Here is a 26463-nt window from a genome sequence, read left to right as displayed (position 1 = left end):
AATAGCTATTGACTATTGAATACCAACAACTGCTATTCAAGGAACACCAGACAATGACAACTCGAAAAATTTGGGATGCCAAGCATCCCACGGACCCACTTTGCCCGAAATTCGGGTGGCGAAGCTCGACCCTGCGTCCCGGCGTATGGCGTAAATCATCCCTACTGGCGTCGACCTGTCTGATCCTGGCTGCGGCACCACTGGCCATCGCGCAGAGCAGTGACGACGATTACGTCGCCCCACCGGCCAGTGCCTCCGAGGAGATTGCCGAGCCGGCGCCAGCCGCTCCAGCCGAAGCGGCACCCGCTGCGGCTGCCGCCCCTGCCGCGGCCGTCGCGGCGCCCGCAGCGGCACCGACGCAGAATCTCGGCCGCATGGAGGTGACCGGTTCGGCCATCGCCCGAACCGATGCCGAGACTGCAGTGCCCGTGACGATCATCGAAGCCGAGGAGATGCGACAACAGGGCATCACCTCGACCGCCCAGTTGCTCTCGCAGATTTCCGCCAACGACACTAGCTACGGGCCCGGTTATGGCACAGGCACAGCCATCACCGGCGGTGCCAGTTTCGCCAACTTGCGCGGCATCGGCACCGACAAGACATTGGTATTACTCAATGGTCGGCGACTGGCGAACAACTCTCTCGATGGCAGCGCCGTCGATCTCAACTCGATTCCGTTCGGCGCCATCGAACGCGTGGAAGTACTACGTGACGGCGCTTCCGCGATCTACGGCACCGATGCCATCGGTGGTGTAATCAACTTCATTACCAAGAAAAATCTCACCGGTGGCAACGTCGAATTTGGCTACGATGCACCAACCCACAGTGGTGGCGGCGACAGCGGCGATATCAGCGCTACCTGGGGCAACGGCGATCTCGAGGAAGACGGCTTCAACATCATGGGGTCGATGCGCTACCGCAAACAGGATGACGTCGACTATACCGATCGCAGCAACATCCGCCAGATCTACGACCCCTCCAGCGGCATTAATGGCACCTCTTCCTACGCCTATCCTGGCAATTATTATCAGGGCGGAGTCGCGGGCAACCCGCTTGCCGGTAACGGATGTGACGGAGAGGGACTAGTCGATACCGGCGGCGGCACCTGCACCTACGACTACGGTCGCTACGGTCAGATTCAACAGGAGACGGAGAACACATCTCTCTATACGCGAGCGGCAGCCAAGCTGGCGGAGAACCATACGGTCTCGCTCTCCTACCTGTGGTCGCGCAACAAGAACACCTCATTGAGCGCGCCGTCACCGACTTCCGGTGGCCCTGTCATCCAACCCGGGACACCGTTTTATCCCGATGATCCCGCGCTTGATCCAACACAGCCAGTTGATGTGCGCTGGCGCGGCATCCCCGCAGGGCCCCGTGTGACCGACAACACCATTGACGCCCAGCGTCTGGTGTTGGATTTCACCGGCGATTTCTCCGGTTTCAACTACGACAGCGCCGTCTCCTGGAACCGCAGTGATACCGATCTGAACTATCGCAGCGGTTATCTCTCTGATGATGATCTGGAAGATGCTTTCAATAACGGGCTGATCGATCCGTTCTCTACCGATCCGCTGACCAAAGCCGGTCAACAGGCGCTGGAGGATGCCGAGGCTAGCGGTCTCGTGTGGACTGCGCAGAACGACGTCTATGCCTGGGACGGCAAGATCAGTCGCGAAATCGGTGACTGGTTCGGCGCGGGGTCCTCGGCCTTCGCGCTAGGTGCCGACTATCGCCATGAGCGGTTGAAACTCGAGACCGACCCGGACATCGCCTCCCGCGCCACCAGCGGAGGGCTGTCGCCGGATGCCTCGATCAACGAAAGTCGTGATGTCAAAGGCATCTACAGTGAATTGAACGTTCCGATTATCGACGGCCTCGAAGTCACGGCGGCTGTGCGCTACGACGACTATAGTGACGTCGGCGATACCACCAACCCCAAAATTTCCTTCCGCTGGCAACCATTTCAGCAACTGCTGGTGCGTGGGGCCTATAGCGAAGGCTTCCGCGCGCCTTCCCTGTATGAGCTCTATGATCCTGCGGCGCAGACGTTCTCGCCAGGCGGCCTCAATGATCCCAGACTTTGCCCCGGTGGCTCACCCGCCAACGGCGGCGTTGCCAGCCGCGACTGTAACACTCAGTTCCTGGAGGAGCAGGGCGGCAACGAGGACCTAAAGCCGGAAGAGGCCAAAAACTGGACACTCGGCTTCGTCTATCAGCCGTTCCAGAGCTTCTCGGCGGGGTTGGATTTCTGGTGGATCGAGATCGAAAACGAAGTGGCCCTTCCGACCTCCGATTACATTATCGACAACGAGCCCGATACCATCGTCCGTAACGACGACGACGGAGCCATCAACTACATCCCGGTTCGCTATCAGAATCTCGGCACAACCAAGACCAACGGAGTGGATGTCTCGGCCAACTACCGGCTACCGACGAGCCTCGGACTGTTCACCGTTGGCTATACCGGCACCTATGTAGATCGCTATGACTTTCAGGAAACCCCGGATGGAGACTACGTCAGTCGTGCCGGTCACTACCGTAGCGGTTACGGCACTATATTCCGCTGGAAGCACAAACTATCCGTCAACTGGAACAAGGGCCACTGGGGCGCCGGCGTTGTGAACCACTACATGACCGGTTACGACGACTACGATACCTCGACCCATAGCAAAGTGGGCTCTTATACCACCTGGGATGCGCTAGGGGCCTACACCTTTAGTGCAGGACCGCGCATCACCATGGGGGTCAAAAACATGTTCGACCGCGATCCGCCGTTCTCCAATCAGCCTGAGGTCGGTCAACTCGGTTACGATGCCCGCTATGCCGATGCTTTGGGCCGCACAGTCTACGCCCGTTTCAATTACGCTTTCTGACGAATACCGCGTTCCTTATCGATCGGTTGCCGCTACCCTGGGTAGCGGCTTTTTTATCCATGTACACAAGGGTTCGAGGGGTTATGGCTCACAAACGCATCGTTTCATCCCTGGCATCGGCGTGTGCCTTGGCCGTCATCGCGATTGCCGGCACGACGGGTGCAGACGCTTTCGCCGATACACCGGACCTCGCCCCCGTTATGGGCAAGTGGGGCATCGACCTGAGCGCCCGCGACACCAGCGTCGCCCCTGGCGACGACTTCTACCACTACGTCAACGGCGGCTGGCTGGCACGCACGTCAATTCCGCCCGATCGCAGCAACTACGGCGCCTTTACGCAGCTGGCGGAGCGCGCCGAGCAGCAGGTGCGCGATATTCTCCTCCAGCTCGATGGCGCCAACACACCACCGAACTCGCCCCAGCAACGGCTGGGCGATTTCTACCATGCCTGGATGGACGAGGGCGCCGTCGAAGCCAAGGGCGTCACGCCGCTGATGCCGGACCTGGAGCGCCTGGCGGAAATCGAGAGCAAGGCGGATCTGGTCCGGTTCAACGCCGACAGCCGCCTGGGGGTGCCGACCATCGTGACACCGGGCATCGATATCGACGTCAAGGCACCGGATCGCTACGCCGTCTATCTGTCGCAGATACCGCTGATCCTGCCGACCCGGGACTATTACCTCGGCGACAATCCGCGCTTCGACGCAATTCGCCAGGCCTACCTCGGCTACATCGACAGACTGCTCACATTGGCCGGGCAGCCCCATCCCCGGCAGAGCGCACAACGCATCCTAGAGCTGGAAACCGCCATGGCGAGAGTCGAGTGGGCGCCGGCCAAACAGCGTGACCGCGATTTGACCTACAACCCGCTGCAGCAGAATCAACTCGACGAATACGCCCCCGGGTTTCCTTGGCAGACATGGCTAGCGGCCAGCGGACTCGCCGGGCAGGACAAAGTCGTACTAGCGGAAAACACCGCCATTCGCGACCTGGCACGACTTTTCGAGAAAACACCGCTCTCGACGCTCAAGACCTACTCGACGTTCCGACTGCTGAACGCCAACAGTCCGTACCTCTCGAGCGACTTCAGCCGGGCACATTTCGATTTCCACGGCAAGCGTCTGTCCGGGCAGCCGGAGCAGCGCGAACGCTGGAAACGCGGCGTATCGCTGATCAACGATTTCTTGGGCCAGGCTGCCGGCAAGCTCTATGTAATGCTGCATTTCCCGCCCCGTGCCAAGAGCGAGATGGAGACGCTGGTCGCCAATCTCGAGGACGCCTACCGCGATCGTCTACAACACCGGGTGAGTTGGATGACCGACCAGACCCGCCAACGAGCGCTGGACAAGCTCGACGCCTTCACCGCCAAGATCGCCTATCCCGACGAATGGGAAACCTACGCAGGGATGCGCATTCGTGCGGACGATCTTTACGGCGACGTCGGTGCGGCGCGCCATTGGCACTGGCAGGACGACCTCGCCAAACTCGACGGTCCGGTGGACCGGGACGAGTGGTTCATGAACCCGCAGACCGTCAACGCCTACTATTCGCCATCGCGCAACGAGATCGTCTTTCCGGCGGCGATCCTGCAACCGCCCTTCTTCGATCCCAATGCCGATGCGGCCGTCAATTACGGTGGTATCGGCTCGGTGATCGGTCACGAGATGAGCCATGGCTTCGACGACCAGGGCCGCAAGTCCGATGGCTCGGGGATGTTAGTCGATTGGTGGACGCCGACCGACGCCGAGCATTTCGATGCGCTGGCGAAACGCCTAGGGCAGCAATATGCCGAGTATGAGCCGGTGCCCGGTTATTCGTTGAACCCGCAGTTGACAATGGGCGAGAACATCGGTGATCTCGGTGGGCTCAACATCGCCCTCGGCGCCTATCACCGCTCACTCGATGGCGACCCTGCGCCAGTCATCGACGGCTTCACTGGTGATCAACGCTTCTTCCTGGCCTGGGGGCAGGTCTGGCGTCGCCTGATGCGCGAAGAAGAGATGATCAATCGGGTGCAGAGCGATCCCCACTCGCCGTCGCAGTTCCGCGTCAACGGCATCGTGCGCAACATGGTTACGTGGTACGACGCCTTCGATGTATCTCCGGCCGACGCGCTCTATCTGCCGCCGAAAGATCGCGTCGTGATCTGGTAGGGTCTGTTTAATGGATAGAAAGCAACCCGAACGACGAATCCCGGCCATTTGGCCGGGATTCGAATCTGCCAGACTTCATCAAAAATCAGCCCGATCTCAGGCGCGCTCCTCGCGCTTATTCAAAGCGATAAAAACGGATGAGTCATTTTTACACTTAACCCTCCGCCGGCATACCAACATCTTTTTCCTGGTGCCAATCAATAGGAATCAAGCATGTGCGCGTCACATCCACTGCTCGCGCCATTTATTGAGATCCTTGCTACTTATCTTGCCGTCCCCATCACCGCCTTTGGCGAAGGTATCGAGTAGATCAAAAAAGAAAGGATCATCCATGAGCCATTGAACGGCTTCTTTCTCCTCATCCGAGGTATCGTCGCTGTCCAATATTTTCTCGAAATCCTTACGACTGACAATATCGTCACTGCCATCCCAGTCAGTCCATTTTTGACTGATAAACTCGATCGTATCCCGATACTCGTCATAAAAACTCTGAGAGTAGTTATTCTCGACCTTTTCTTCGTGCTCTTTCTCTATCCACTGCTCACGCCACTGATTTAGATCTTTGCTGCTGATCTTTCCATCTGTTTTACCACCTTTGGCGAAGGTATCGAGCAGATCAAAAAAGAAAGGATCATCCATTAGCCACTGAACCGCCTCTTTTTCCTCGCCGGAGGTTTCATCACTATCCAATAGTTTCTCAAAATCCTTACGACTAACGATATCATCACTGCCATCCCAGTCAGTCCATTTTCGACTGATATATTCTATGACATCTCTATTCTCGTCGTAAAAATCATGAGAGTATTCTTTTTCGACCTTGTCTTCACGTTCCTGATCTATCCAAAGATGTCGCCATTGATTTAGATCTTTACTACTGATTTTACCATCTGTCCCCTTCGGTCTTCCCCCAGACCACTGAGAATTGAAGGTGTCCAACAAATCGAAAAAAGCATTATCACTCAAGAGAAGGTTGATGGCCTCTCTTTCTTCTTTTGTCGTGCTCTCATCATCCAGAATTTTTTCGAAATCTTTACGACTAACGATATCATCGCTGCCATCCCACTCTGTCCACTTCCGGCTCAAAAGTTCGATTTTGTCGCGATTTTTATCGTAAAAATCATGCCCGTACTTGTGCATCACGAGATCAGGCTTATCTCCATTGAAATCGCTAATCCAGCTCTCGCTAATTTCTCCATCTTCACTGACTGTTTCGGTAAATTCCTTATACTTATCTGGCTGAGCCTCCCAGGTGGGAATATCTTCGGGAAACCAGCTTTCGAAGAGCGCATCGCGCCGTCCATCGTGCTCCGTCGATTTACTGTACTCCACATGGATCGTGAAATTGAATTTGTCGCCCCAGTCATCTTCGGTGACTCCATCATCAGACAAATCCCTGAAAACATCACGAATATCTTCTGTGACGCCCTCCTTTTTCTTGTCCGCCAGCGCGGCCATGACCCCTCCGAGAATGGCTCCAACAAACCCAAGAACAGAGCCGGCCAATCCAGCAGCCGCAGCCACTCGGGTAGCAATTTGCGGAGCGATTCCCAAAGCTTCCGATGCACTGGACAATCCCATGACGCTGGAAAAAGAACCAGAACCAACCTGCAGCGACCTTTGCGCAAATTCGATAGGCTCTCCGCCATTCTTACGCAAATCGTCAAGTCCTCTCGCTCCCAAGACGATATCAAGCGTGCCGCCTCCGGCATCCGCAAGCCCTCCCAGCAGACTCAAAGAGCCGCCGACCAATTGAGTTTTTGTTTTTTTATCAAGATCGGGAATATCCGGTCCTCGGATGTCTTTTGCGATACTATCGATATTTCTACGAACGCGATCCTGCTCGTCATCACTGAGTTCTGAAAGATTGTCCTCGACAGGAGTGACAGTCTCTCCCAGATTCTCACTGACCTGCCCCCAGATATCTTTGGAAAAGCTTTCCTTACCAAAATCAAAATCTGGATGCACGAATTCTGAAGGAATAGAGGACTTCGGCGGCGCATCGGAGTTAGTGGGAAAGTTTTTATTCCAAGTATCCTTGAGGTTTTTCCCGATCCCCAAGGCATCTCCCATCCCAGGATTACCAGAAAGACCTTTATAAACTTCGTTAGTCATATTAAGTAGCGAAGGAGTTACGCCAACCAATGAGAGAAAATTACGCGCGACTTCGATGCGCTCATTTTCCGTTTCTCCTAAGCTAAGTCCTCCGTCGGACATTTTATAGATGCCCGCCGCCATCGAGACCAATCCTCCAGCACCGGACAAAGTGCCGGACTTTACCAAGCCACCAAGCAGTCCTTTAACACCGCCACGCTGGTCCAGCGGCACGTTGGCCTTGTCGATGGCTTTATCAATATCGTCAATGGATAGGGGCTTGGGAGAACGCCCATTATCGGACTCCAAGTTTCGCCCAGCCTGATCGTTGAGCGCATTGGTCAACGCTTGATGAGCGCTCTTGATGACGTCGAGCTTCTTTCGCTCCTCTGGAGTCACATCGACTTTTTCACCATTGATAATTTTATTATATACATCCACACCTCGTTTTGTACCGAAGAGTGTTGTCACTATTCCCTGTAGAAGAGAAGATGCCACGTCGCCCGACGCGTTTAAAAGATTATCCTCTCCTACGCCATCGACGCCTTCCTTGTATATTTCGTTAAGCTCGCTAATAGGAACTCGAAACTTAAGTGTATTCTGGACTTCTTCTGCCCTGTCGGCGTTAAGAAGTTTGAGACCTTCCAAATCACTGGAAAATCTCGACTGGGCCCCTTCCGCATGATCTTCACCCAACGACTCTATGGTCTCTAAATACGACTCATCCAGCATCGAATCGGCGATCTTGTCCTCTAATTCGTCTTTATTCTTGATCTTGTCGACCGCGTCGTCGAGAAATTTTTCGCTATCCGCGATAATATCTTCATCAGTCAAGAGGCCGGCCAACTCATCTCCCAACGTGCCTTCGTCCAACATTCCACGCGCGTCGGCAGCCTTTAGTTCCGACATTCCGTCAGCGTATTCCGTTTCAGACCCACCATATCGACCGGGCCCTGTATTGTAAGGCAGATACTGAAAACCACCCGAAAGCATATTTTCGGCTTCCAGCAGGCGCATGTACTTTGCTTTTTTGGAATCCTTTGGAAGATCCTTATATGCCTCTTCCATATATTCCTGATAAAGCTCACTGACGCTTTTTCCGTCTTCCGTGGTCTCTGCCATCATGATGTCGGTTTCTTCGCCTTTGGGTAGACCCGCATCGGCGAATGCATCATCCACGGCATCTGTTTGTAGTGAAACCTGGTCGCTGGTGATAATCGAATAGTGCTCCGATGTGTAGTCCTCCATCACGACATACTGTCCACGCTCGGGTATGTCGATCAGTTTCACGCCATCCGAGAGCATCTTGACCTTCGTGTCACCGGTCAGGACAGGGATGTTATCATCGGGTGAAAGCAACTTGGCACCGTCACTGATAGCCTCTTTGACATCTCCCCACTCAGTGTGCAATGTCTTCAGTTGATCAAAAGCTTCGGGATTATTTTCCTTGGAAACCAGATAGCGTTTCCCATCTTGGGTTTCAAAACGTATCTCATCGTCTTTACGTTGTATGGCATAAGCAGGACCATCTTCGCTTGAAAATATCTTGTACTGATCTTTTTTGAGATCGCTTTCGTTAACGAGTTTGATATCCGACAGTGACTCAGGAATCTCGGCGTCTTCCGGCAGTTTGGAAAATGCCTCGGAATTCCCCTTATTATTCGAACTGTCTAACACATTTTTCAGAATCGGGGCAGGGAGTGGAAGCACTACATTATTCAGTGCACTCAAGAAAGTTTTTTCGCTTTCCGTCTCTCTCGCGACTCCATCGCCATGACTGAATGACTCGATACGATTTGCCATTGGAATTCTCGCTATCTCCGTTCCCCGAAGCGTTCATGCTTCGGCGATAATGCGAGCAATTCCAGTAACTCTATATAAAATCTGGGTGTACTGGAATCGCTCATCCTGCGTGTACGCTTAGTATCCCTTGATCTAGGGGCTAGCCAACCCCTCTACTGTATCAATGGCTATCAATATGTATCAAAGTGCGTATTTATGACTCCTGCCTTTACGTTCCTGAGCACCGCTATCACTTCGGCCTCTAAGCGCATGACTCGAGAACTACTGAAAACTGTCCAGCATATTGATACTCCACTCATGCTCAAAAAAAACCCCGGCCGGAGCCAGGGCGAATTCATCAAATCCTGTCTCGGTTAGAATCGATAGGTCGCCTGCAGGCCGAACAGGCTCAGGCTGTTGTCGTATTTGGCACGGTAGGAGGTACCGTTGGCATCCTGAAGATCGATATCCGCCCTATCCTCCCAGATATAACTGTAGGCAGCGTCAATAGTCAGAGCGTCGATCGGAGTCCACCCCGCACCGATGGAGACGAGCGTGCGGTCGGCAGAGGGAACGCGAGGGCTACGATGTTCGTCCTTGATCGGCGATTCGTCGTAGCCAATCCCGGTACGCAGAATCCACTGGGGATTGACCCGATATGACAGGCCGGCGCGATACTGCCAGACATCATCGTAATCTTGTTCCTCGACGATATCTCCTGTCGGGGCGCCCGGACCGACATCCACCTTGATTTCGTCGAAACGACTCCAGCGGATGTAACTCGCGCCGGCCATCAGCGTCCAGCGCTCGTCAAGCTGGTGCGTCACGGAGAAGTCGATCGTCTCCGGTAGCGTGATCGCCAGTCCGGCATCGGCACTGGTATTGATGGGGCCTGCCAAAGGATCGGCACTATTGAAGATATTGTCGTAATCGACGTCACCATCGAGATCGAAATCGACCTTGGAGTGATAGGTCAGGCCGAGCGTCGTCGACTCGACCGGCCGGTAGATCATGCCGATGTTGTAACCCCAGGCGTCATCGTCGCCCTCGACGTTGACGGTGCCGTCACCGGTACCGCCCAGCGCGGCCGGCAAAGGGTTGGGCGTCTTGCTCTCGAGTTCGCCCTTGATATGGTTCCATGTCACACCGACCCCGATCGCGAACTGATCGCTGAAACGGTAGGAGAGCGTCGGCTGGACGGTGATGACTTCGACCTCGCTGTAATTGCCGAAATAGCGCCCCTGGAAATCGTCGTCGTAGTCGGTGATCAGCCCGAACGGCACGTAGGCACCGAGGCCAAAGGTCCAGCGCTCGTTGATCGGCTGCACGTAATAACCGAACGGGATCGCCTTGTGCGGGATCATGTCACCGTCGTTGCTACCCTGGGAGGCAACAGCCCCGACGACAGGGCCACCCGGCCCGATCCCGGTCACTGCGGGCTGGGTCCCGCTGGCATCGTCGATATCGGCACTGGCATCGATGAGATTGGCGCCAGCCGTGATCTGGGCTCGATCGAGAAAGGACATGCCCGCTGGGTTGCCGTAGACGATGGAAGCATCCTGCACATTGGAAGCGCGTCCTGCCCAGGACGTGCCCTGCCCACTGACGCTTTGTTCCTGTAGCTGAAAAGAAGCGGCGAAGACCGGCCCCGATGCGGCGGCGCTCACCAGTGCAATGGCCAACGATAGACGACGATAACGAATGATCATGATTGGTTCCCCCTGGACTCGGGAAGCCCGCCGCGGCGTCTTGCCAGCCTTGGAATGCGGTCGGTGATTCCGTTTTTCTCTGAGCCATTTCCCTGGATGAGAAGGCCCGACTTGTCGCTTTCCGTTGTGACGGAATGGCGGTTTAGCGTCAATTAGCAAACGGTCGTTTTAATCGAGTTTTGGACATTTCTTTGGTCGTAAGACCAACGGCTATAGCCGATCGGTAGTGAAAACGAGTGCCTGGTAACACGCCTTGACTAATGTGTGACACCCAGGTTTTAGACTCATGTTCATGACAGGCTCAGCGAGGATATCCGATGAAGGTCACTGAACTAGCCCGGGCGGCCGGCGTCACGGCCGAGACGGTGCGCCACTACACGCGTCAGGCGCTGTTGAAACCGCGCCGTGACCCCGACAACGGCTATCAACTGTTCAATCAACGCGACCTCGACCGGCTGCGCTTCATCCAGCGAGCGAGAACGCTGGGTTTCAGCCTCAAGGAGATCGCCGACATTCTCGAGCAGGCCGATCAGGGTGACTCCCCCTGCCCGCTGGTACGCGACCTACTGGCCGCTCGCCTGCCGCAGATCCATGCCCGGATCCGCGAGCTCCAGGCACTGGCGGATCGCATGGAGCGAGCAATGAGCGACTGGTCACGACTGCCGGATGGCACGCCCGATGGGCACAGCATATGTCGACTGATCGAGCAGACGCCCGATACCCATGGTGAGTGCTGCGCTCCGAGAAGGAGGGACTCATGAACCGCTACCAATATCGCGTCGATGCCATGCATTGCCAGGGCTGCGTCAAGCGCATGCGCGAAGCCATTCAGGCCGAGGATGCCCAGGCCGAAGTCAGCGGTGAGCCGACCGACCATCAACTTCAGGTAGATAGCACGCTGCCACGGGATCGGATCGCTCAGCTGTTGACCAGTGCCGGCTATCCGCCCGCAGACGAGGCAGTTGCCGAGACCGAGACGCGTGAGAGCGAGCCCGACCGGGCCGACGGTACCCAGCCATCCGACGCCGCCGCTTTATCCGCTAGCCAGGCGGACGCAACGACGGAGAGCGGTCATCTGCAGCGGCTATCGATCAGCGGCATGACCTGCGCCGGGTGCGTCAACGCGGTACAGAAGGCGCTCTCGAAAACACCCGGCGTCCAGCATGCCCAGGTCAACTTCGCCAGCGAGACGGCCCAGGTCAGTGGTCAGGCCAGAACCGCCGATCTGATCGCGGCGGTCGAGAGCGCCGGCTATGGCGCCTCACCGATCGAGGATCTGCGCGAGGCATCCGCCAAGCGTCAGCAGAACGCCTCCCGTCAGGCCCGCCGCCATGCCATCGAATCGACGGTCAGCCTGGCACTAGGCGTACCGATGATGCTGGCGATGTTCTTTCACACCCCGCAGCTCGAGGGGAGCGAACGCTGGATCTGGCTGCTCCTGGGGCTGGCCACGCTGGGCGTACTGGCTACCGCGGGTCGTCGCTTCTTCGACGGCGCCTGGAAAGCGTTTCGTCATCATCAGGCCAACATGGATACGCTGATCGCCCTGGGCAGTGCCGCCGCCTGGCTCTATTCGATGGCCGTGGTGCTGTTCCCGACGGCGATGCCCGAGGGATCCCGGCATCTCTATTTCGAAGCGTCGTTGATGATCATCGGTCTGATCGGCATCGGCCAGATGCTGGAACTCAAGGTTCGGGGACGTACCAGCCTGGCGCTGTCCCGTCTGCTCGACCTGCAAAGCAAGACGGCTCGGGTGATCCGTGACGGACAGGAGCGCGATATCGAGATCGAGCAGGTTCAGGTGAACGATCGAATCCGGGTGCGCCCGGGCGAACGCCTGCCGGTCGATGGCGACGTCGAGGAGGGAGAGAGCTTCATCGACGAGTCGATGCTCACCGGCGAACCGGAATCGGTACGCAAGGCGACCGGAGACCGGGTCAGCGCCGGCACCGTCAACGGCAAGGGAACCCTCGTCTATCGTACGAGCCATGTCGGCGACGACACTCGACTGGGACGTATCGTCGACCAGGTCTCCCGCGCCCAGGAGTCGCGGCCGCCGATCGGCGCGCTGGCGGACAAGGTATCGGCGATCTTCGTGCCCAGCGTGATGATCATCGCCGTCATCACCGCGCTGCTCTGGTTCGACTTCGGCCCAGCGCCGCAGCTGATGCACATGCTGGTGGCGGCGACCACTGTACTGATCATTGCCTGCCCTTGCGCCCTGGGCCTCGCGACACCGATTTCGACCATGATCGGCATTGGTAAGGCCGCCGAGTACGGCATCCTGATCCGCGATGGCGAAGCGCTACAGACCGCAAGCCAGTTGACCACCCTGGTGGTCGACAAGACCGGCACCCTGACCGAGGGCAAGCCGCGGGTCACCGATAGCCGCTACTGGCAGGAGCAAGCGCGCCTCGATGCCGTGGTGGCCGCCCTGGAGCGCGGCTCGGAGCATCCGCTGGCCGATGCCTTGCTGGGGCACGTCGGCGATACAGCGGACGCGGTGGCGATCCGTGATTTCCAGAGCCTGACCGGCCGTGGCGTCAGCGCGGCTCTGGATGACGGTAGTCAAGTGTTCCTGGGCAACGCCGCGCTGATGCACGAGCACGGCATCGATGTGGCCACTGCGGCGTCCGACGCCGAAAAGTGGCAGGCACAGGCGACCAGCGTGATCTATCTCGCTATCGGCGGCGAGCTGGCAGCCCTTTATGCTATTCGCGATGCGCTGCGGGCGGACAGCCGAGCGGCGATCTCGCGACTGAAGGCCGAGGGTCTGACAGTGGTAATGCTGAGCGGCGACAATCGCGCCACCGCCGAAGCCATCGCCCGGGAAGCGGGTATCGACGAGGTTCGTGCCGAACTGATGCCCAGCGACAAGCAACAGGCCATTGCCGAGCTGCAGCAACGCGGTGAACGCGTCGGCATGGTCGGTGACGGCATCAACGATGCCCCGGCGCTGGCACAGGCCGAGGTCGGCTTCGCCATCGGCCAGGGCACCGATATCGCTATCGAGAGCGCCGGCATGACACTGATGCGAAACTCGCTGCACGGCGTCGGTGACGCCATCGCCATCAGCCGCGCCACGCTCTCCAACATCAAGCAGAACCTGTGGGGCGCCTTCGGCTACAACGCGTTGGGCATCCCGATTGCCGCCGGTATACTCTACCCGTTCACCGGCATGCTGCTGTCGCCGATGATCGCGGCCCTGGCGATGTCGCTCTCCTCGGTCACGGTGGTCAGCAATGCCAACCGTCTACGGTTGTTCCGGCCCGGTGACGGCCAAGATTCGACAACCCAGACCAACGCAAAGGAAGCGAGGGCATGACACTTCTGCTCAATACCCTGGGCATCGCCGTAATTCTATTCATCGTCTGGTGGTTCTGGCTGCGAGGCTGATCGCAGCCAGCCAGGGACGAAGCCAGCAAGGAGAAAACGATGACTTCACCACACCACGCCCCACCGCTGGGCGGCGTCATCGAGAGCGTTCTCTATACGGCCGACATGCAGCAGGCCCGGGACTTCTTCACGCGAGTGCTCGGGCTCGAGCCTCATCTCGAGGACGAGCGCTTCACCGCCTACCCCACCGGCAACACCATGCTGCTGGTGTTCCAGCAGGGCCAGACCGGCGAAACGGTCCGCCTGCCGGATGACATGGGGACCATCCCGCCCCACGACGGCGAGGGTCGCCAACACTTGGCGCTGGCGATTCCGACCGAAAGTCTCGACGACTGGGAGGTGCATCTGGCCGCTCGGGGCATTGAGATCGAAGGCCGGACACGCTGGCCGAAAGGGGGCGCGAGTCTCTATTTTCGCGATCCGGACAACCACCTGCTCGAGCTGGTCACGCCGGGGTTGTGGCCCAACTATTGAACGCCAGCGCCGGTTGAAGCCGCCTTCGCACCTGGCCCTTCAACTCTGGCTGACGCCGGTGTAGAGCCCCGGGCGGTGGTTGATGGTGAGAATCGCCCCCAGCACCACGGTACCGACGATCGAATAGAGCACGTTGGTCACCGGCAGCACGAAGAACGCGGCCAGCATGATCAAGCCGTCCAGGCCCATCTGCACCTTGCCCGCCGGCCAGCCGTAACGATCCTGCAGGTAGACCGCAAGAATGTTGAAACCGCCGAGGCTGCCTCGGTGGCGGAACAGGAACAGAACGCCCAGGCCGATCAGGCTGCCCCCTGCCAGCGCTGCGAACAGCGGATCGACCGCTCCAATCTGCAGCCAGTCCGGCAGCATCCAGGATATCCATGACAGCAACGCCACCGCACCAAAGGTCTTGAACGTGAAATGGTGGCCGATACGTCGCCAGGCCAACCAATAGAACGGTAGATTGATGACGAAGAAGACGAGCCCGAAACTCCAGCCAGTGAGATAAGTCACCAACAACGCCAGCCCCGCGGTGCTGCCGATCAGAATTTGGGCATGGTGATAGAGAGCCAACCCCAACGCCGCGCACGACGATCCCAGTAAAATGGCCAGTACGTCCTCGTAGGAACGGTGACGTTGCGTCGCTTCCATCGGGAAATCCTTGTTGTCGTATTGCTGCCGGGTAGGCAGCCGAATTCAGGCCCGGCGCTTGTGGCGCCGAGGGAATTATAACGCCAACAACTCTCCCAGGTGGAGAACCGCGATGCCAAGAAGGCGGCCGGACAAACGGGACGAAAGAGGAATTCTCGGGCTGGCGCCGGGCGGGTCAGGGCGGCAGGCGCTCGGCGTGCTCGACCATCAACTGCAACGACTCCCGTCCTTTCCAGCGATTGCGAGACAGCTTGAAGGCGCAACGCACCCTATCGCCCAGCGAGATCGGCGCGGCTTCGCCGGGATTGAGCGCGCGGAACCAGATCGCCCGGCAGACGACCGCGTCGCAGGAGAGTTCCAGCATCAGATGATTGCCCTCGGCACCTACCGGGCGCAGTTGTTCGACGAAGAACTCGGCTTCGAACAGCGGAGCATCGAACTCGCGGCCGTAGGGCGCCAGCGCTTCGAGCTCGTCCAGCGTCGAGAGGCTCAATTGCGAGGCTGCCAGGGCACCATCGGTCCATACGACGGGAAACAGTTCCCGCTCGCCGAGCTGTTCCCGTACCGCCTGCAGGAACGCGCGCCGAAATGCCTCCATCTCGGCCAGCGGTACGCCCACGCCGGCGGCCCCCCGATGCCCGCCGAAACGTGGCAGGCTCGATGGCGAGAGCTCGTGCGCGCGCTGCAGCGCATCGCGTAGATGTAACGCCTCGATCGAGCGCCCGGACCCGGTGAGCATGTCCGGCGCGGTAGCGGGCGTCAGCACCAGCGCCGGGCGCCCGTAGGACTGGACCAGCCGGGAAGCGACGATGCCCTGCACGCCGGCGTGTCCTTCCGGCAGATGGATCACCAGCGCCGGCCAGTTCTCGTCCAGCTGTGGCCTGGCCAGCGCCCGGGCGCTCTCGACCATGTCCGCTTCGAGCGCCTTGCGTGCCTGGTTGTCATCGTCGAGGACCTGAAGATGCTGGCGAGCGATGCCGTCGTCCACCGCCAGCATGTAGTGCAGTGCCGCATAGGGGTCGTCCAGGCGCGAGCGGGCGTTGATGCGCGGCCCCATCTGGAACGCCAGCGTCTCGGCATCGAACGGTACGCTGTCGGCACCGAGGCGCTCCGCCATGACGCGCCAGCAGGCGGATTCCATCCGATTGATCAGCTTCAAGCCGTAGGTCACCACGGCGCGATTGGCGGCACTCGCCCCCAGCGAGACGCAGTCGGCCACCGTACCCAGCGCCACGTAGGAGAGCCACGGCGAGAGCTTCGGCGTCGATGCCGACAGCACGCCCTGCTCCACCAGCACCGAGCGGGTCAGCGACATCATCAGCCAGGCGACCATGCATCCGGCAATGGTCTTGTCGGGATAGCCGCAATCGGGGCGCGTGGGATTGATGGTGGCATAGGCGGAGGTCGGGGGGCCCTCCACCGGCAGCGCATGGTGATCGGTCACCACCACGTCGATTCCGGCCTCGCGCAGCCGGGCGATCCGTGGCTCGTCCGATGAGCCGCAATCGGCGGTGATCACCAGGCTGGGGCGCGGCTTCAGCGCCAGGGTGCGCTCGACCAGCGGCAGGCTGATGCCGTAGCCGTCGTTGATTCGATGCCCGATCAGGCTGTGCAGCTTTGCCGCCGGCACGCCGAACAGCTCGATCATCGAACGCAGCATCACCACGTGGGAAGTGATGCCGTCGACATCGTAGTCGGTGAGAATGCCGATGTGTTCGCCCTCGCTCACCGCCCGCGCGATGCGCTCGGCGCCACGGCGAGCGTCGCAAAGCTGCTCGGGATGGCTGAGGTAGCGCAGCGCCGGCGCGGTCAGCGCCTCGAGCGGGCCCTCGTGGCCGTGAAGGCGGCCGGCGAGAATCCGCGCCTGAAGCTCGGAGAGCCCGGCGGCCAGTCCGCGCCGATAGACGTCTTCGTCGCGGGAGCGCGGCTGAATGCGACGACGGGAGTGGTCGCGAATCGCAGCGGGCGAAGTTGGGAAAACAGGCATCGAGAACTCAGGTGAGTGCGGTCATGACGTGCTGGCGATAGGCCGGGCGCGACTGCAGCCGCGTGTACCAAGCTGCCAGGTGCGGCAGGTCGGGACGCGCGATATCCATCTCGAACCAGGCGTAGGCGAAGCAGCCCAGCGGGATATCCCCCATCCCCCACTCCGGCCCCGACAAAAAAGGCCGTTCGGCCAATGTCCGGTCTGCCATGCCGAGTAGCGCGCCGCAGGCGGCAAGCCCTTTTTCGGCAGCCTTGTCGTCGCGCTGCTCGACCGGCAGGCGCACCGTATTCCAGAACAGATCCCTGAAGGGCGATGCCAGTGACGATGTCGTCCAGTCCATCCACTTGTCGGCCCCGGCGCGCACTGCGGGATCCTCGTCATGCAGGGAGTCGCGACCATATCTGGCACACAGATAGCGCACGATGGCGTTGGATTCCCAAAGCACGAGGTCGTCATCCTGTATACAAGGGATCAGGCCGTTGGGGTTCATGGCCCGGTAGGCGGGTTCGTTGACCACGCCATAGGCACCGCCCGCATCGAGCCGTTCGAAGGGCAGCTCCAGCTCGGCGGCACACCACAGCACCTTCTTGACGTTGGTGGAGTTCGCCCGTCCCCAGATCTTCAACATGACTTGTCCTCGCTCTGCCATCCCAAGACTGCGTTTCGCGCCGTGCGCCTCGGCTCAGCGCCGGTTGTCGGCGACGAACGCCTGCACGGCTTTCAGGTCGGCAGGCAGTACGCTGTAGCGCTCTTCGCGCTCGAGCAGGTCGTCCATGTGCGGTGGCAGCGGCACGCCGGAGAATCCCGCCTTGACCACCGCCTCGGCGAACTTGGCCGGGTGCGCCGTTGCCAGCGTGATCATCGGCGTCAGGGCATCGGCACGTGCGCGCTCCGCTGCCCGGTAGCCGGTGGCGGTATGCGGGTCGAGCAGCTCCTTGGTGCGATGATGCGCATCGCGAATCGCGGCGAGGATGGCGTCGTCGTCGACGCTGAAGCTCGAGAATTTCTCGCGCAGCCTGGCCAGTGGCGCGTCCGCCAGCACGGCCGGCTCCCGCTGGAAGCGCTCGAGCAGGTCGCGCACGGCATCGCCGTCGCGGTCATAGGCGTCGAACAGCAGCCGCTCGAAATTCGACGACACCACGATATCCATCGACGGTGCCAGCGTCGCCGCCAGTTCACGCTTGGAGAAGTCGTTGTCGGCCAGCGTGCGGTGAAGAATGTCGTTGGCGTTGGTGGCGATGACGAACTGCTTGACCGGCAGGCCCATCCGGTAGGCCATGTAGCCGGCAAACAGGTTGCCGAAGTTGGCCGACGGCACGCAGAAACTGACCTCGCGATGCGGTGCACCCAGCGCCACGCCGGCAGCCACGTAGTAGACGATCTGGGCCATGATCCGCGCCCAGTTGATCGAGTTGACCGCCACCAGTCGCTCGCCGTCGAGGAAAGCCTGATCGGCGAAGCTCGCCTTGACCATCGCCTGGGCATCGTCGAAGTTGCCCTCGATGGCGATGTTGAAGACGTTGTCCGCCAGTACCGTGGTCATCTGGCGTCGCTGCACCTCGGAGACCCGGTTGTGCGGATGCAGGATGAAAATATCCAAATGATCGCAGTGGCGACAGCCCTCGATCGCCGCCGAGCCGGTATCGCCGGAGGTGGCGCCCATGATCACCGCACGCTCGCCGCGCTTGGCCAGGAAGTGATCGAGAATGCGCCCCAGCAGCTGCAGCGCGACATCCTTGAACGCCAGGGTCGGACCATGGAACAACTCGAGCAGGAAGTGGTTGGCGTCGAGCTGATTCAGCGGCACCACCGCATCGTGGCTGAACGTCGCGTAGGCGTCGCGCACCAGCCCACGGAACGTCTCGTCGTCAATCTCGCCGCCAACGAACGGCTTCATCACCCGGAAGGCGATCTCGGCATAGGAGAGCCCGGCCATGGAGGCGAGCTCTTCAGGCGACAGTTGCGGTACCGTCTCCGGTACGTAGAGCCCGCCGTCGACCGCCATGCCGGTCAGCACCACTTCCTCGAAATTCAGCGCCGGCGCCTGGCCGCGCGTACTGATATAACGCATATTTCACTCCGTGAGTGACGAGCTTCGAGCTGCGGGCTTCGAGCACGACACGCTCGCGGCTTACGGCTCGGAACTGAAGTTATTCCTGTTCGTCCAGCGACTCGACGCGGATTCGCGTCACCGGCCCGGCGATGTCGGCCAGCGATTCCAACTGACGGATCGCCTCGTTCATGTGTTTCTCGCGGGTCCGGTGCGTCAGCAGAATGATCGGCACCAGTTCACCTTCGGTGGCTTCCTTCTGGATGATCGCCTCGATCGAGATACCCTGCTCGGCGAGGATTGTCGCCACTCGCGCCAGCACTCCGGGGCGATCCACCGCCAGCAACCGCAGATAATACGCCGTGACGATCTCTTCCATCGGCAGGATCGGCAGCGCATTGGCTTCGTCGTTGACGCCGCTGAAGGCGAGGTAGGGCACCCGATAGCTGTGGGCGGTGGCGATATTACGGGCCACGTCAAGCAGATCGGCAACGACGGCCGAGGCCGTGGGCTCGGCACCCGCGCCGGCACCATAGTAGAGGGTCGGCCCCACGGCGTCGCCCATCACGGCGATGGCGTTCTTGACTCCATGCACGTTGGCCAGCAGCCGCTCCTTCGGAATCAATGTCGGGTGCACGCGCAGCTCGACACCGCTGTCGCCACGACGGGTGATTCCCAGATGCTTGATGGTGTAGCCCAGGTTGTCGGCCTGCTCGACGTCTTCGGCAGTGATTCGCGCAATGCCCTCGGTATAGGCGCGATCGAACTGCAGCGGCACACCGTAGGCGATGGAGGCAAGAATCGTCAGCTTGTGGGCGGCGTCGATGCCCTCGACGTCGAAGGTCGGATCGGCCTCGGCATAGCCCAGCGCCTGGGCTTCGGCGAGGACGTCCTCGAAGGCTCGTCCTTCGTCGCGCATGTGGGTCAGGATGTAGTTGCCGGTACCGTTGATGATGCCAGCCAGCCACTGAATGCGATTGGCTCCGAGGCCTTCGCGCAGCGACTTGATCACCGGGATACCGCCGGCCACGGCCGCTTCGAAGGCGACGATGACGCCCTTCTTGTGGGCGGCGTGGAAGATCTCGTTGCCGTGGACGGCGATCAGCGCCTTGTTGGCGGTGACCACGTGCTTGCCGTGCTCGATCGCCGTCATCACCAGCTCGCGGGCGACGTCGTAGCCGCCAATCAGTTCGACCAGCACATCGATATCGGGATTGCGCGCGACCTCGAAGATGTCACGCGTCACCTTGACCCCGGAGGTGTCGCAATGGGGATTGTCACGACGCGCACCCACCTGCTCGATGACGATGGGACGACCCGCGCGACGGGCGATCTCGTCGGCGTTGCGTGTCAGAACGTCGAAGGTGCCACCGCCCACGGTGCCCAGCCCGCAGATACCCACTCTCACCGGATCCAAGATGTCGCTCTCCCCTACTCAGTTGTACTGGCCGCACCACCCTCCGGAGCGGTGACCGCGGTCACGGCACCTGTTCTTTGCCGAACGGATTTCATCCACAAAGCGCCCTGAAGGGCGGTCACGGTAGAAAGCCCAGCCCCCCTTGTCAAGCTGACTCGGGGGGATTCACGCAGGCGTATCAGCTGTCGCCGTCGGCGTTCACGTCGAGCATCGCCGCCAGACGCTTCGCCGGCAGGTAGCCAGGCACCATCTTGCCGTCGGGGAAGATGATCGCGGGCGTCCCCTGGATGCCAGATTCGACGCCGAGCCGATACTGGGACGCGATGGGAGCATCGCAGCTTTTCGACGCGCCTACCTCGTCTCCGCGGAACGCAGCACTCATCGCTTCGGAGCGATTGTCGGCACACCACACCTGGGCGAGCTGCCGTGCCACGTCCGAATTGGGGCCCATGCGCGGAAAGGCCAGGTAGTCCACCTCGATCCCCATGTCGTTGAGCTGGGACATCTCGGCATGCAGCTTGTGACAATACGGGCAGGTGGGATCGGTGAACACGGTGAGCCTGGCCTTCACCTTCCCGGCCGGCTTGTAGACCACACGCTGATCTTCGGGAATGGCGTCGACCAGGGCCTTGCGTCGCTGGTTGGCTGCCTGTTCTGTCAGGTTGACCATGCCGTCATCGGCGTTTTCGTAGAGATCGCCGACGATCAGGTACTGGCCATCGGCGTCCGAGTAGAGCGTGTTACCGCCGCGCAAGCGCACCTCGTAGAGCCCCGGTACCGGTGAATCGTCGATGGCCTCGATCGGCAACGGCTGCCCGCCATGGGCATTCAACTTGTCGGCGAGATCAGCGGGGGGCTCGGCGAACGCACTCGGCGCCAGAACCACGCCTACCAGGGCAAGTGCGGGCAGTAAACGACTTCTCATGTTCAACCTCTCGGATGGTGTTGGGCGTGCAGCGCCTCCAGGCGTGCCTGGGCCACATGGGTATAAATCTGCGTGGTCGACAGGTCACTGTGACCCAGCAGCAACTGTACGACACGTAAATTGGCCCCATGATTCAATAAATGGGTCGCGAAGGCGTGGCGAAGCGTATGTGGCGACAGCGGCTTGTCGATGGCCGCAAGCTGCGCGTAGTGCTTGAGCCGGTACCAGAAGGTCTGGCGGGTCATGAAACCGTCGTGTCGCCCGGGAAACAGCGGCGGCTGGCGAATGTCCTGCATCAGTTCGTTGCGGCCCTGACGCAGATAGCGATCGACCCATGCCAGGGCCTCTTCGCCCAGCGGCACCAGACGTTCCTTGTCGCCCTTGCCGCGAACCATCACCACCCCCTGGCGCAGATTGACCGCGTTCAGCGTCAGCCCGACCAGTTCCGACACCCGCAACCCACAGGCGTAGAGCACTTCCAGCATGGCGCGATCACGCAATCCCAGGGCGGTTTTCACATCCGGGGCTAGCAGCAGGCGATCGACATCGTGCTCCTCGAGCGTCGATGGCAACCCCGGCTGCACTCGCGGTGCCTGAATCTCCGCCAGCGGGTCGTGAGTCATCAACCCTTCGGCCAGGGCCCAGCGGTAGAAGCGCCGCAGGCAGGAGAGCTGGCGGGCGATGGACCGCGCATGATAGCGCTCGCGACATGCCTCGACGAACGCCACCAGCGTGCTATCGCCCGGCGCGAGCAGCCGTTCGTCCTGCGCTTCGAGATAACCGATCCAGGCTGTCAGATCCCGGCGATAGGCACTCAGCGTGTGTTCGCTGGCGCCGCGCTCCAGCCACAGCGCGTCGAGGAAGGCATCGCGTCGATCGTGATCGTTCATGCGGCTCCGTGACGGAAAAATGGCGTGGCCAAAGCACCATCATAACGCGGAAACCCCGCGAGCCGAACGACTCGCGGGGTTTCTGCCTGCGGACTTGCCGGATGCGCCTCCGCTCGGAGGCGCTGGCCGGATCAGCCCAGCTTTTCCTTGATGCGGGCGGACTTGCCGCTGCGCTCGCGGAGGTAGTAAAGCTTGGCCTGGCGCACGTCACCACGACGCTTGACCTCGATACCGGCCACCAGCGGGCTGTAAGTCTGGAAGGTACGCTCGACGCCGACACCATGGGAGATCTTGCGCACGGTAAAGGCGGAGTTCAGGCCGCGGTTACGCTTGCCAATGACGACGCCTTCGAAAGCCTGGAGACGCTCGCGGCTGCCTTCCACGACCTTGACCTGGACGACGATGGTGTCGCCGGGCGCAAACACCGGGATTTCCTTGCTCATCTGCTCGTTCTCGAGCGCCTGGATCACCTTGTTCTTGCTACTCATGTCTTGCTCCTCGTTGAAGAAACGTCCCTGGAGGGCGTTTCGTGATCCCGGCGCCCGTCCGACGAACGGTCGGGGCGGAATCGGACTCGTGGATGACACATGTCGACGGTCGCTCTGTTCGAGACTCTACCGCCTCATGCACCGCCGTCGCGGGAGGACGTGCTTCCCGCGACGTGTTCGTCGATGAATTCGTCGAGCAACTTGCGCTGTTCGCGATCCAACGTCCGGCTCTCCAGCATATCCGGGCGCCTGAGCCAGGTGCGCCCGAGAGATTGCTTCAACCGCCAGCGACGAATCAACTCGTGATTGCCGCTAAGCAGGACGTCCGGCACGCGGTGACCGTCGATTACCTCGGGCCGCGTATAGTGCGGGCAGTCCAGCAGGCCATCGGCGAACGAATCCTCGCTGGCCGAATCGCTGTGGCCCAGTACCCCAGGCACTTCACGCGCCAGCGCATCGATCATCACCATGGCCGGCAGTTCGCCGCCGCTGAGCACATAGTCGCCGATCGACCACTCTTCATCGATATCGGCCTCGACCACGCGCTCGTCGATACCTTCGTAACGACCCGCCACGACGATCAACCCGTCACGTGTCGCCAGCTCCCGCGCCCCTGCCTGATCCAGTCTGCGTCCTTGGGGAGACAGATAGATCACGCTGGGCCGACGGCCGGCGGATTCGGCACCGACGCGAGCCGCAGCCAATGCACCGCGCAAGGTGTCGACCTTCATCAGCATGCCGGGGCCACCGCCGTAGGGGCGGTCATCGACCGTGCGATGCCTATCGGTGGCGTAATCCCGAGGATTCCAGAACGCCAGTTCCAGCAGGCCGCGCTCCACGGCGCGCCCCGTGACACCGTGCCGGGTAATAGCCTCGAACATTTCCGGGAACAGGGATACGACACCAATCCACACGGTACGCTTCTCCTACCCGTCGTCGACCGCTTGGCCCTCGCTGACCTGGACAGCGGCACCGGCACATGGTGCCAGCACTGGAGTCGTCAGAAGGAGGGATCCCAATCGACGATCATGGAGCGATCGGCCAGATCGACCTGGACGATGACATCGTCAGGCAAGAACGGCAGCAGCCGCTCTCGATCGTCGAGACTCCCCTCGAAGGGCCTGACCACCAGCACATCGTTGGCGCCGGTCTCGAACAAGTGGTCGACGCGACCCAGCTTGACGCCGTCGCGGGTCTCCACCTCGAGGCCTTCCAACTGATGCCAGTAATATTCGCCGCTATCCAGTTCGGGTAGCGCCGTCTTTGCCACCGCCACTTCGGCACCGGCCCACTGCTCGGCCAGTTCCCGCGTGTCGATACCTTCCAATCGCACCACCAGACCCTTACCCTGCGGTCGCGCCTCGAGCAGACGTCGCGACTGCCGCTGCCCCCGCATCGACAACATCCACATTGGATAGTCGAAGATGCCCTGGGCCGGGCTGGTGTACGAGTAGACCTTGAGCCACCCTTTCACGCCGTGTGGGCTGGTCAATCGACCCAGCACCACATGTTGCGTCTCGTCACCCTGCATGGGTCTGTCCTGCTCGGATTCTTTCGGCAAGGGTTCACCCGACAGTGTTTTGCGAGCCGCCTGCGGCATGACGATCGAACTCAGGCCTGTGCTTTGCGAGCTTCTTTGACCAGCTCGGCAACGCGATCGGAGACCTGTGCACCCTGGGACTGCCAATGAGTGACACGGTCCAGATCGACACGCAGGCGCTCTTCCTGGCCGCGGGCGACCGGATTGAAGAAGCCGACGCGCTCGATGAAGCGTCCATCGCGGGAAACGCGAGAATCGCTGACGGTCAGGTGATAGAAGGGACGCTTCTTGGCGCCACCACGTGCCAGACGAATGGTTACCATTGCGTTGATAATCCTTCGGTTAAGTTAATCGTTACGCCACGAAATCGAGTCTTCTCGGACACTCGCCCGAGACGAAGACGCAGCATTCTACGGAAAACACCGTGTATTGGAAACCTTTTAGTTACGGGCGGACGAATCAGCGCCGGGGGAAACCGCCACCACCCATGCCTCCCATCCCGCCGGGGCCTCCGGGGCCTCCGCCTCCCATCATGCCGGACATGCCACGCATCATCTTCTGCATGCCGCCTTTCTGGCCGGCTTTCTTCATCATCTTCTGCATCTGCTTGTGTTGCTTGAGCAGGCGATTGAGATCGGGCACCTGCAGCCCCGCCCCCATGGCGATACGACGCTTGCGCGAGCCGTTGATGATCTCGGGCTTGCGGCGCTCTTGCGGGGTCATCGAGTTAATCAGTGACTCAAGCTTGCCGAACTCCTGCTCGGCGCCCTTGTTCTGGGCCATATCCGCCATCTGCCCCATGCCCGGCAGCTTGGACATCAGGCCGCCCATGCCGCCCATCTTCTTGAGCTGCTGAAGCTGATCGCGGAAGTCCTCGAGGTCGAACCCCTGGCCCTTCTTGACCTTCTTGGCCAGCCGATCGGCCTTGCCCTTGTCGACGTTGCGCTCAGCCTCCTCGATCAGCGACAACACATCGCCCATGCCGAGGATGCGCGAGGCCACGCGGTCGGGATGGAACGGCTCGAGCGCATCGACCTTCTCGCCCATCCCCATGAACTTGATCGGCTTGCCGGTGATATGACGCACCGACAGTGCCGCACCGCCACGCGCATCACCGTCGGCCTTGGTCAGGATGACTCCGGTCAGCGGCAACGCGTCATGAAACGCCTTGGCGGTATTGGCAGCGTCCTGGCCGGTCATCGCGTCGACGACGAACAGCGTCTCCTGGGGCTGAATCGCCTGATTCAGGGCCTGAATCTCCGCCATCATCGCCTGGTCCACCGCCAGTCGCCCGGCGGTGTCGACGATCACCACGTCATGGAACTGGATCTTGGCATGCTTGATCGCCGCCTCGGCGATCGCTACCGGCTGCTGGGCGCTGGTCGACGGAAAGAAGTCGACCTCGACTTCCCCGGCCAGCGTCTCGAGTTGATCGATGGCCGCCGGGCGGTAAACGTCGGCGGAGACCACCAACACCTTCTTATTCTCGCGCTCACGCAGATACTTGGCCAGCTTGGCGACGGAGGTGGTCTTGCCCGCGCCCTGTAGGCCGGCCATCAGCACGACAGCGGGCGTGCCCTTGAGCGTCAGCGCTTCGTTGGTCTGGCCCATGATCGACTCCAGCTCCTGCTGGACGATCTTGACGAACTGCTGGCCCGGCGACAGGCTCCTGGAGACCTCTTGTCCGACCGCACGCTCTCGCACGCGATCGACGAAGTCCTTGACCACAGGCAAGGCAACGTCGGCTTCCAGCAAGGCACGGCGCACTTCACGCAAGGTGTCCTTGATGTTGTCTTCGGTCAGACGCGCCTGGCCGGTGATCGACTTGAGCGTCTGCGACAGGCGATTGGAGAGACTTTCGAACATGAAACGCTCCGGGCAGCGATGCCTGGCGCCACCAAGGCTCGAACTCGAGCCCGCGACGCCGCTAGAAAGGAATGTGGCCAGCATTATACGCATGGATGCGGCTCGGCTCCATGCAGCGCGGCGCCACAAGTCGATGGCTGGGCGAGTTGGCGGTGATTGGGTATAGTA

At 60.4% G+C, this 26463-nt stretch carries 19 protein-coding genes; 5 read left to right on the top strand and 14 right to left on the bottom strand.

The window, feature by feature from the left end; all coding sequences use genetic code 11:
• Positions 1 to 8 precede the first annotated feature (8 nt).
• Together F0A16_RS05710 and F0A16_RS05705 are read left to right on the top strand one after the other, a co-directional pair.
• Positions 9 to 2876 carry a TonB-dependent receptor gene (locus F0A16_RS05710; RefSeq protein WP_223119714.1) on the top strand — a complete coding sequence of 956 codons (2868 nt, stop codon included), beginning with the start codon at positions 9 to 11 and terminating at the stop codon, positions 2874 to 2876.
• Positions 2877 to 2959: 83 nt separating this feature from the next.
• Entirely contained in the window at positions 2960 to 5029 is a 2070-nt protein-coding gene (locus F0A16_RS05705) for a M13 family metallopeptidase (protein WP_187775912.1), read from the top strand.
• 222 nt (positions 5030 to 5251) lie between these two features.
• On the opposite strand, the gene F0A16_RS05700 is transcribed toward F0A16_RS05705, so the two are convergent.
• Both F0A16_RS05700 and F0A16_RS05695 read right to left on the bottom strand, forming a co-directional pair.
• Positions 5252 to 8923 (bottom strand): HrpF/NolX family T3SS translocon protein, encoded by a 3672-nt coding sequence (locus F0A16_RS05700; protein ID WP_149434410.1) that lies wholly within the window; start codon positions 8921 to 8923, stop codon positions 5252 to 5254.
• A gap of 353 nt (positions 8924 to 9276) precedes the next feature.
• A complete protein-coding gene (locus F0A16_RS05695; protein WP_149434409.1) occupies positions 9277 to 10611 on the bottom strand; it encodes an OmpP1/FadL family transporter in 1335 nt (444 codons plus the stop codon).
• A 317-nt stretch (positions 10612 to 10928) separates the two neighbouring features.
• On the opposite strand from F0A16_RS05695, the gene F0A16_RS05690 reads away from it, so the two are divergent.
• From F0A16_RS05690 to F0A16_RS05680, 3 genes are all read left to right on the top strand, one after another.
• The gene (locus F0A16_RS05690; protein WP_149434408.1) at positions 10929 to 11372 is read left to right on the top strand and encodes a MerR family transcriptional regulator; all 444 of its coding nucleotides are present in this window, start codon (positions 10929 to 10931) and stop codon (positions 11370 to 11372) included.
• Positions 11369 to 13936: a heavy metal translocating P-type ATPase gene (locus tag F0A16_RS05685; RefSeq protein WP_239023723.1), complete on the top strand. Its 2568-nt coding sequence runs from the start codon at positions 11369 to 11371 to the stop codon at positions 13934 to 13936. Before F0A16_RS05690 ends, F0A16_RS05685 begins: the two co-directional genes overlap by 4 nt.
• A 110-nt stretch (positions 13937 to 14046) precedes the next feature.
• On the top strand, positions 14047 to 14481 hold the full coding sequence (locus F0A16_RS05680; RefSeq protein WP_149434407.1) for a VOC family protein: 435 nt from the start codon (positions 14047 to 14049) through the stop codon (positions 14479 to 14481).
• A 39-nt stretch (positions 14482 to 14520) separates the two neighbouring features.
• Here F0A16_RS05680 and F0A16_RS05675 read toward each other — a convergent pair whose 3' ends face one another.
• The 12 genes from F0A16_RS05675 to ffh form a co-directional block, all read right to left on the bottom strand.
• Positions 14521 to 15132, bottom strand: a complete 612-nt coding sequence (locus F0A16_RS05675) for a YitT family protein (RefSeq protein WP_149434406.1) — start codon at positions 15130 to 15132, stop codon at positions 14521 to 14523.
• 175 nt (positions 15133 to 15307) lie between these two features.
• Positions 15308 to 17119, bottom strand: a complete 1812-nt coding sequence (locus F0A16_RS05670; RefSeq protein WP_149434405.1) for a single-stranded-DNA-specific exonuclease RecJ — start codon at positions 17117 to 17119, stop codon at positions 15308 to 15310.
• Positions 17120 to 17126: 7 nt separating this feature from the next.
• On the bottom strand, positions 17127 to 17747 hold the full coding sequence (locus F0A16_RS05665; RefSeq protein WP_149434404.1) for a glutathione S-transferase family protein: 621 nt from the start codon (positions 17745 to 17747) through the stop codon (positions 17127 to 17129).
• Between the two features lie 54 nt (positions 17748 to 17801).
• On the bottom strand, positions 17802 to 19190 hold the full coding sequence (gene thrC / locus F0A16_RS05660) for a threonine synthase (RefSeq protein WP_149434403.1): 1389 nt from the start codon (positions 19188 to 19190) through the stop codon (positions 17802 to 17804).
• A gap of 79 nt (positions 19191 to 19269) precedes the next feature.
• Entirely contained in the window at positions 19270 to 20586 is a 1317-nt protein-coding gene (locus F0A16_RS05655; protein ID WP_149434402.1) for a homoserine dehydrogenase, read from the bottom strand.
• Between the two features lie 178 nt (positions 20587 to 20764).
• Entirely contained in the window at positions 20765 to 21511 is a 747-nt protein-coding gene (locus tag F0A16_RS05650) for a DsbC family protein (protein WP_149434401.1), read from the bottom strand.
• A gap of 2 nt (positions 21512 to 21513) precedes the next feature.
• On the bottom strand, positions 21514 to 22401 hold the full coding sequence (xerD, locus tag F0A16_RS05645) for a site-specific tyrosine recombinase XerD (RefSeq protein WP_149434400.1): 888 nt from the start codon (positions 22399 to 22401) through the stop codon (positions 21514 to 21516).
• Between the two features lie 131 nt (positions 22402 to 22532).
• The gene (gene rplS / locus F0A16_RS05640; RefSeq protein WP_149434399.1) at positions 22533 to 22889 is read right to left on the bottom strand and encodes a 50S ribosomal protein L19; all 357 of its coding nucleotides are present in this window, start codon (positions 22887 to 22889) and stop codon (positions 22533 to 22535) included.
• Positions 22890 to 23023: 134 nt separating this feature from the next.
• Positions 23024 to 23803, bottom strand: a complete 780-nt coding sequence (trmD, locus tag F0A16_RS05635) for a tRNA (guanosine(37)-N1)-methyltransferase TrmD (RefSeq protein ID WP_149434398.1) — start codon at positions 23801 to 23803, stop codon at positions 23024 to 23026.
• Positions 23804 to 23889: 86 nt separating this feature from the next.
• Entirely contained in the window at positions 23890 to 24420 is a 531-nt protein-coding gene (rimM, locus tag F0A16_RS05630) for a ribosome maturation factor RimM (RefSeq protein WP_149434397.1), read from the bottom strand.
• Positions 24421 to 24500: 80 nt separating this feature from the next.
• The gene (gene rpsP / locus F0A16_RS05625; RefSeq protein WP_110597861.1) at positions 24501 to 24752 is read right to left on the bottom strand and encodes a 30S ribosomal protein S16; all 252 of its coding nucleotides are present in this window, start codon (positions 24750 to 24752) and stop codon (positions 24501 to 24503) included.
• A gap of 136 nt (positions 24753 to 24888) precedes the next feature.
• Positions 24889 to 26295, bottom strand: coding sequence for a signal recognition particle protein (gene ffh, locus F0A16_RS05620; RefSeq protein WP_149434396.1), 1407 nt, complete (start codon positions 26293 to 26295; stop codon positions 24889 to 24891).
• Between the last annotated feature and the right edge of the window lie 168 nt (positions 26296 to 26463).

The sequence above is a fragment of the Salinicola corii genome, from assembly GCF_008298015.1.
GTDB classification, from domain to species: Bacteria; Pseudomonadota; Gammaproteobacteria; order Pseudomonadales; family Halomonadaceae; genus Salinicola; species Salinicola corii.
This window is presented reverse-complemented; position numbering and strand designations above follow the sequence as displayed.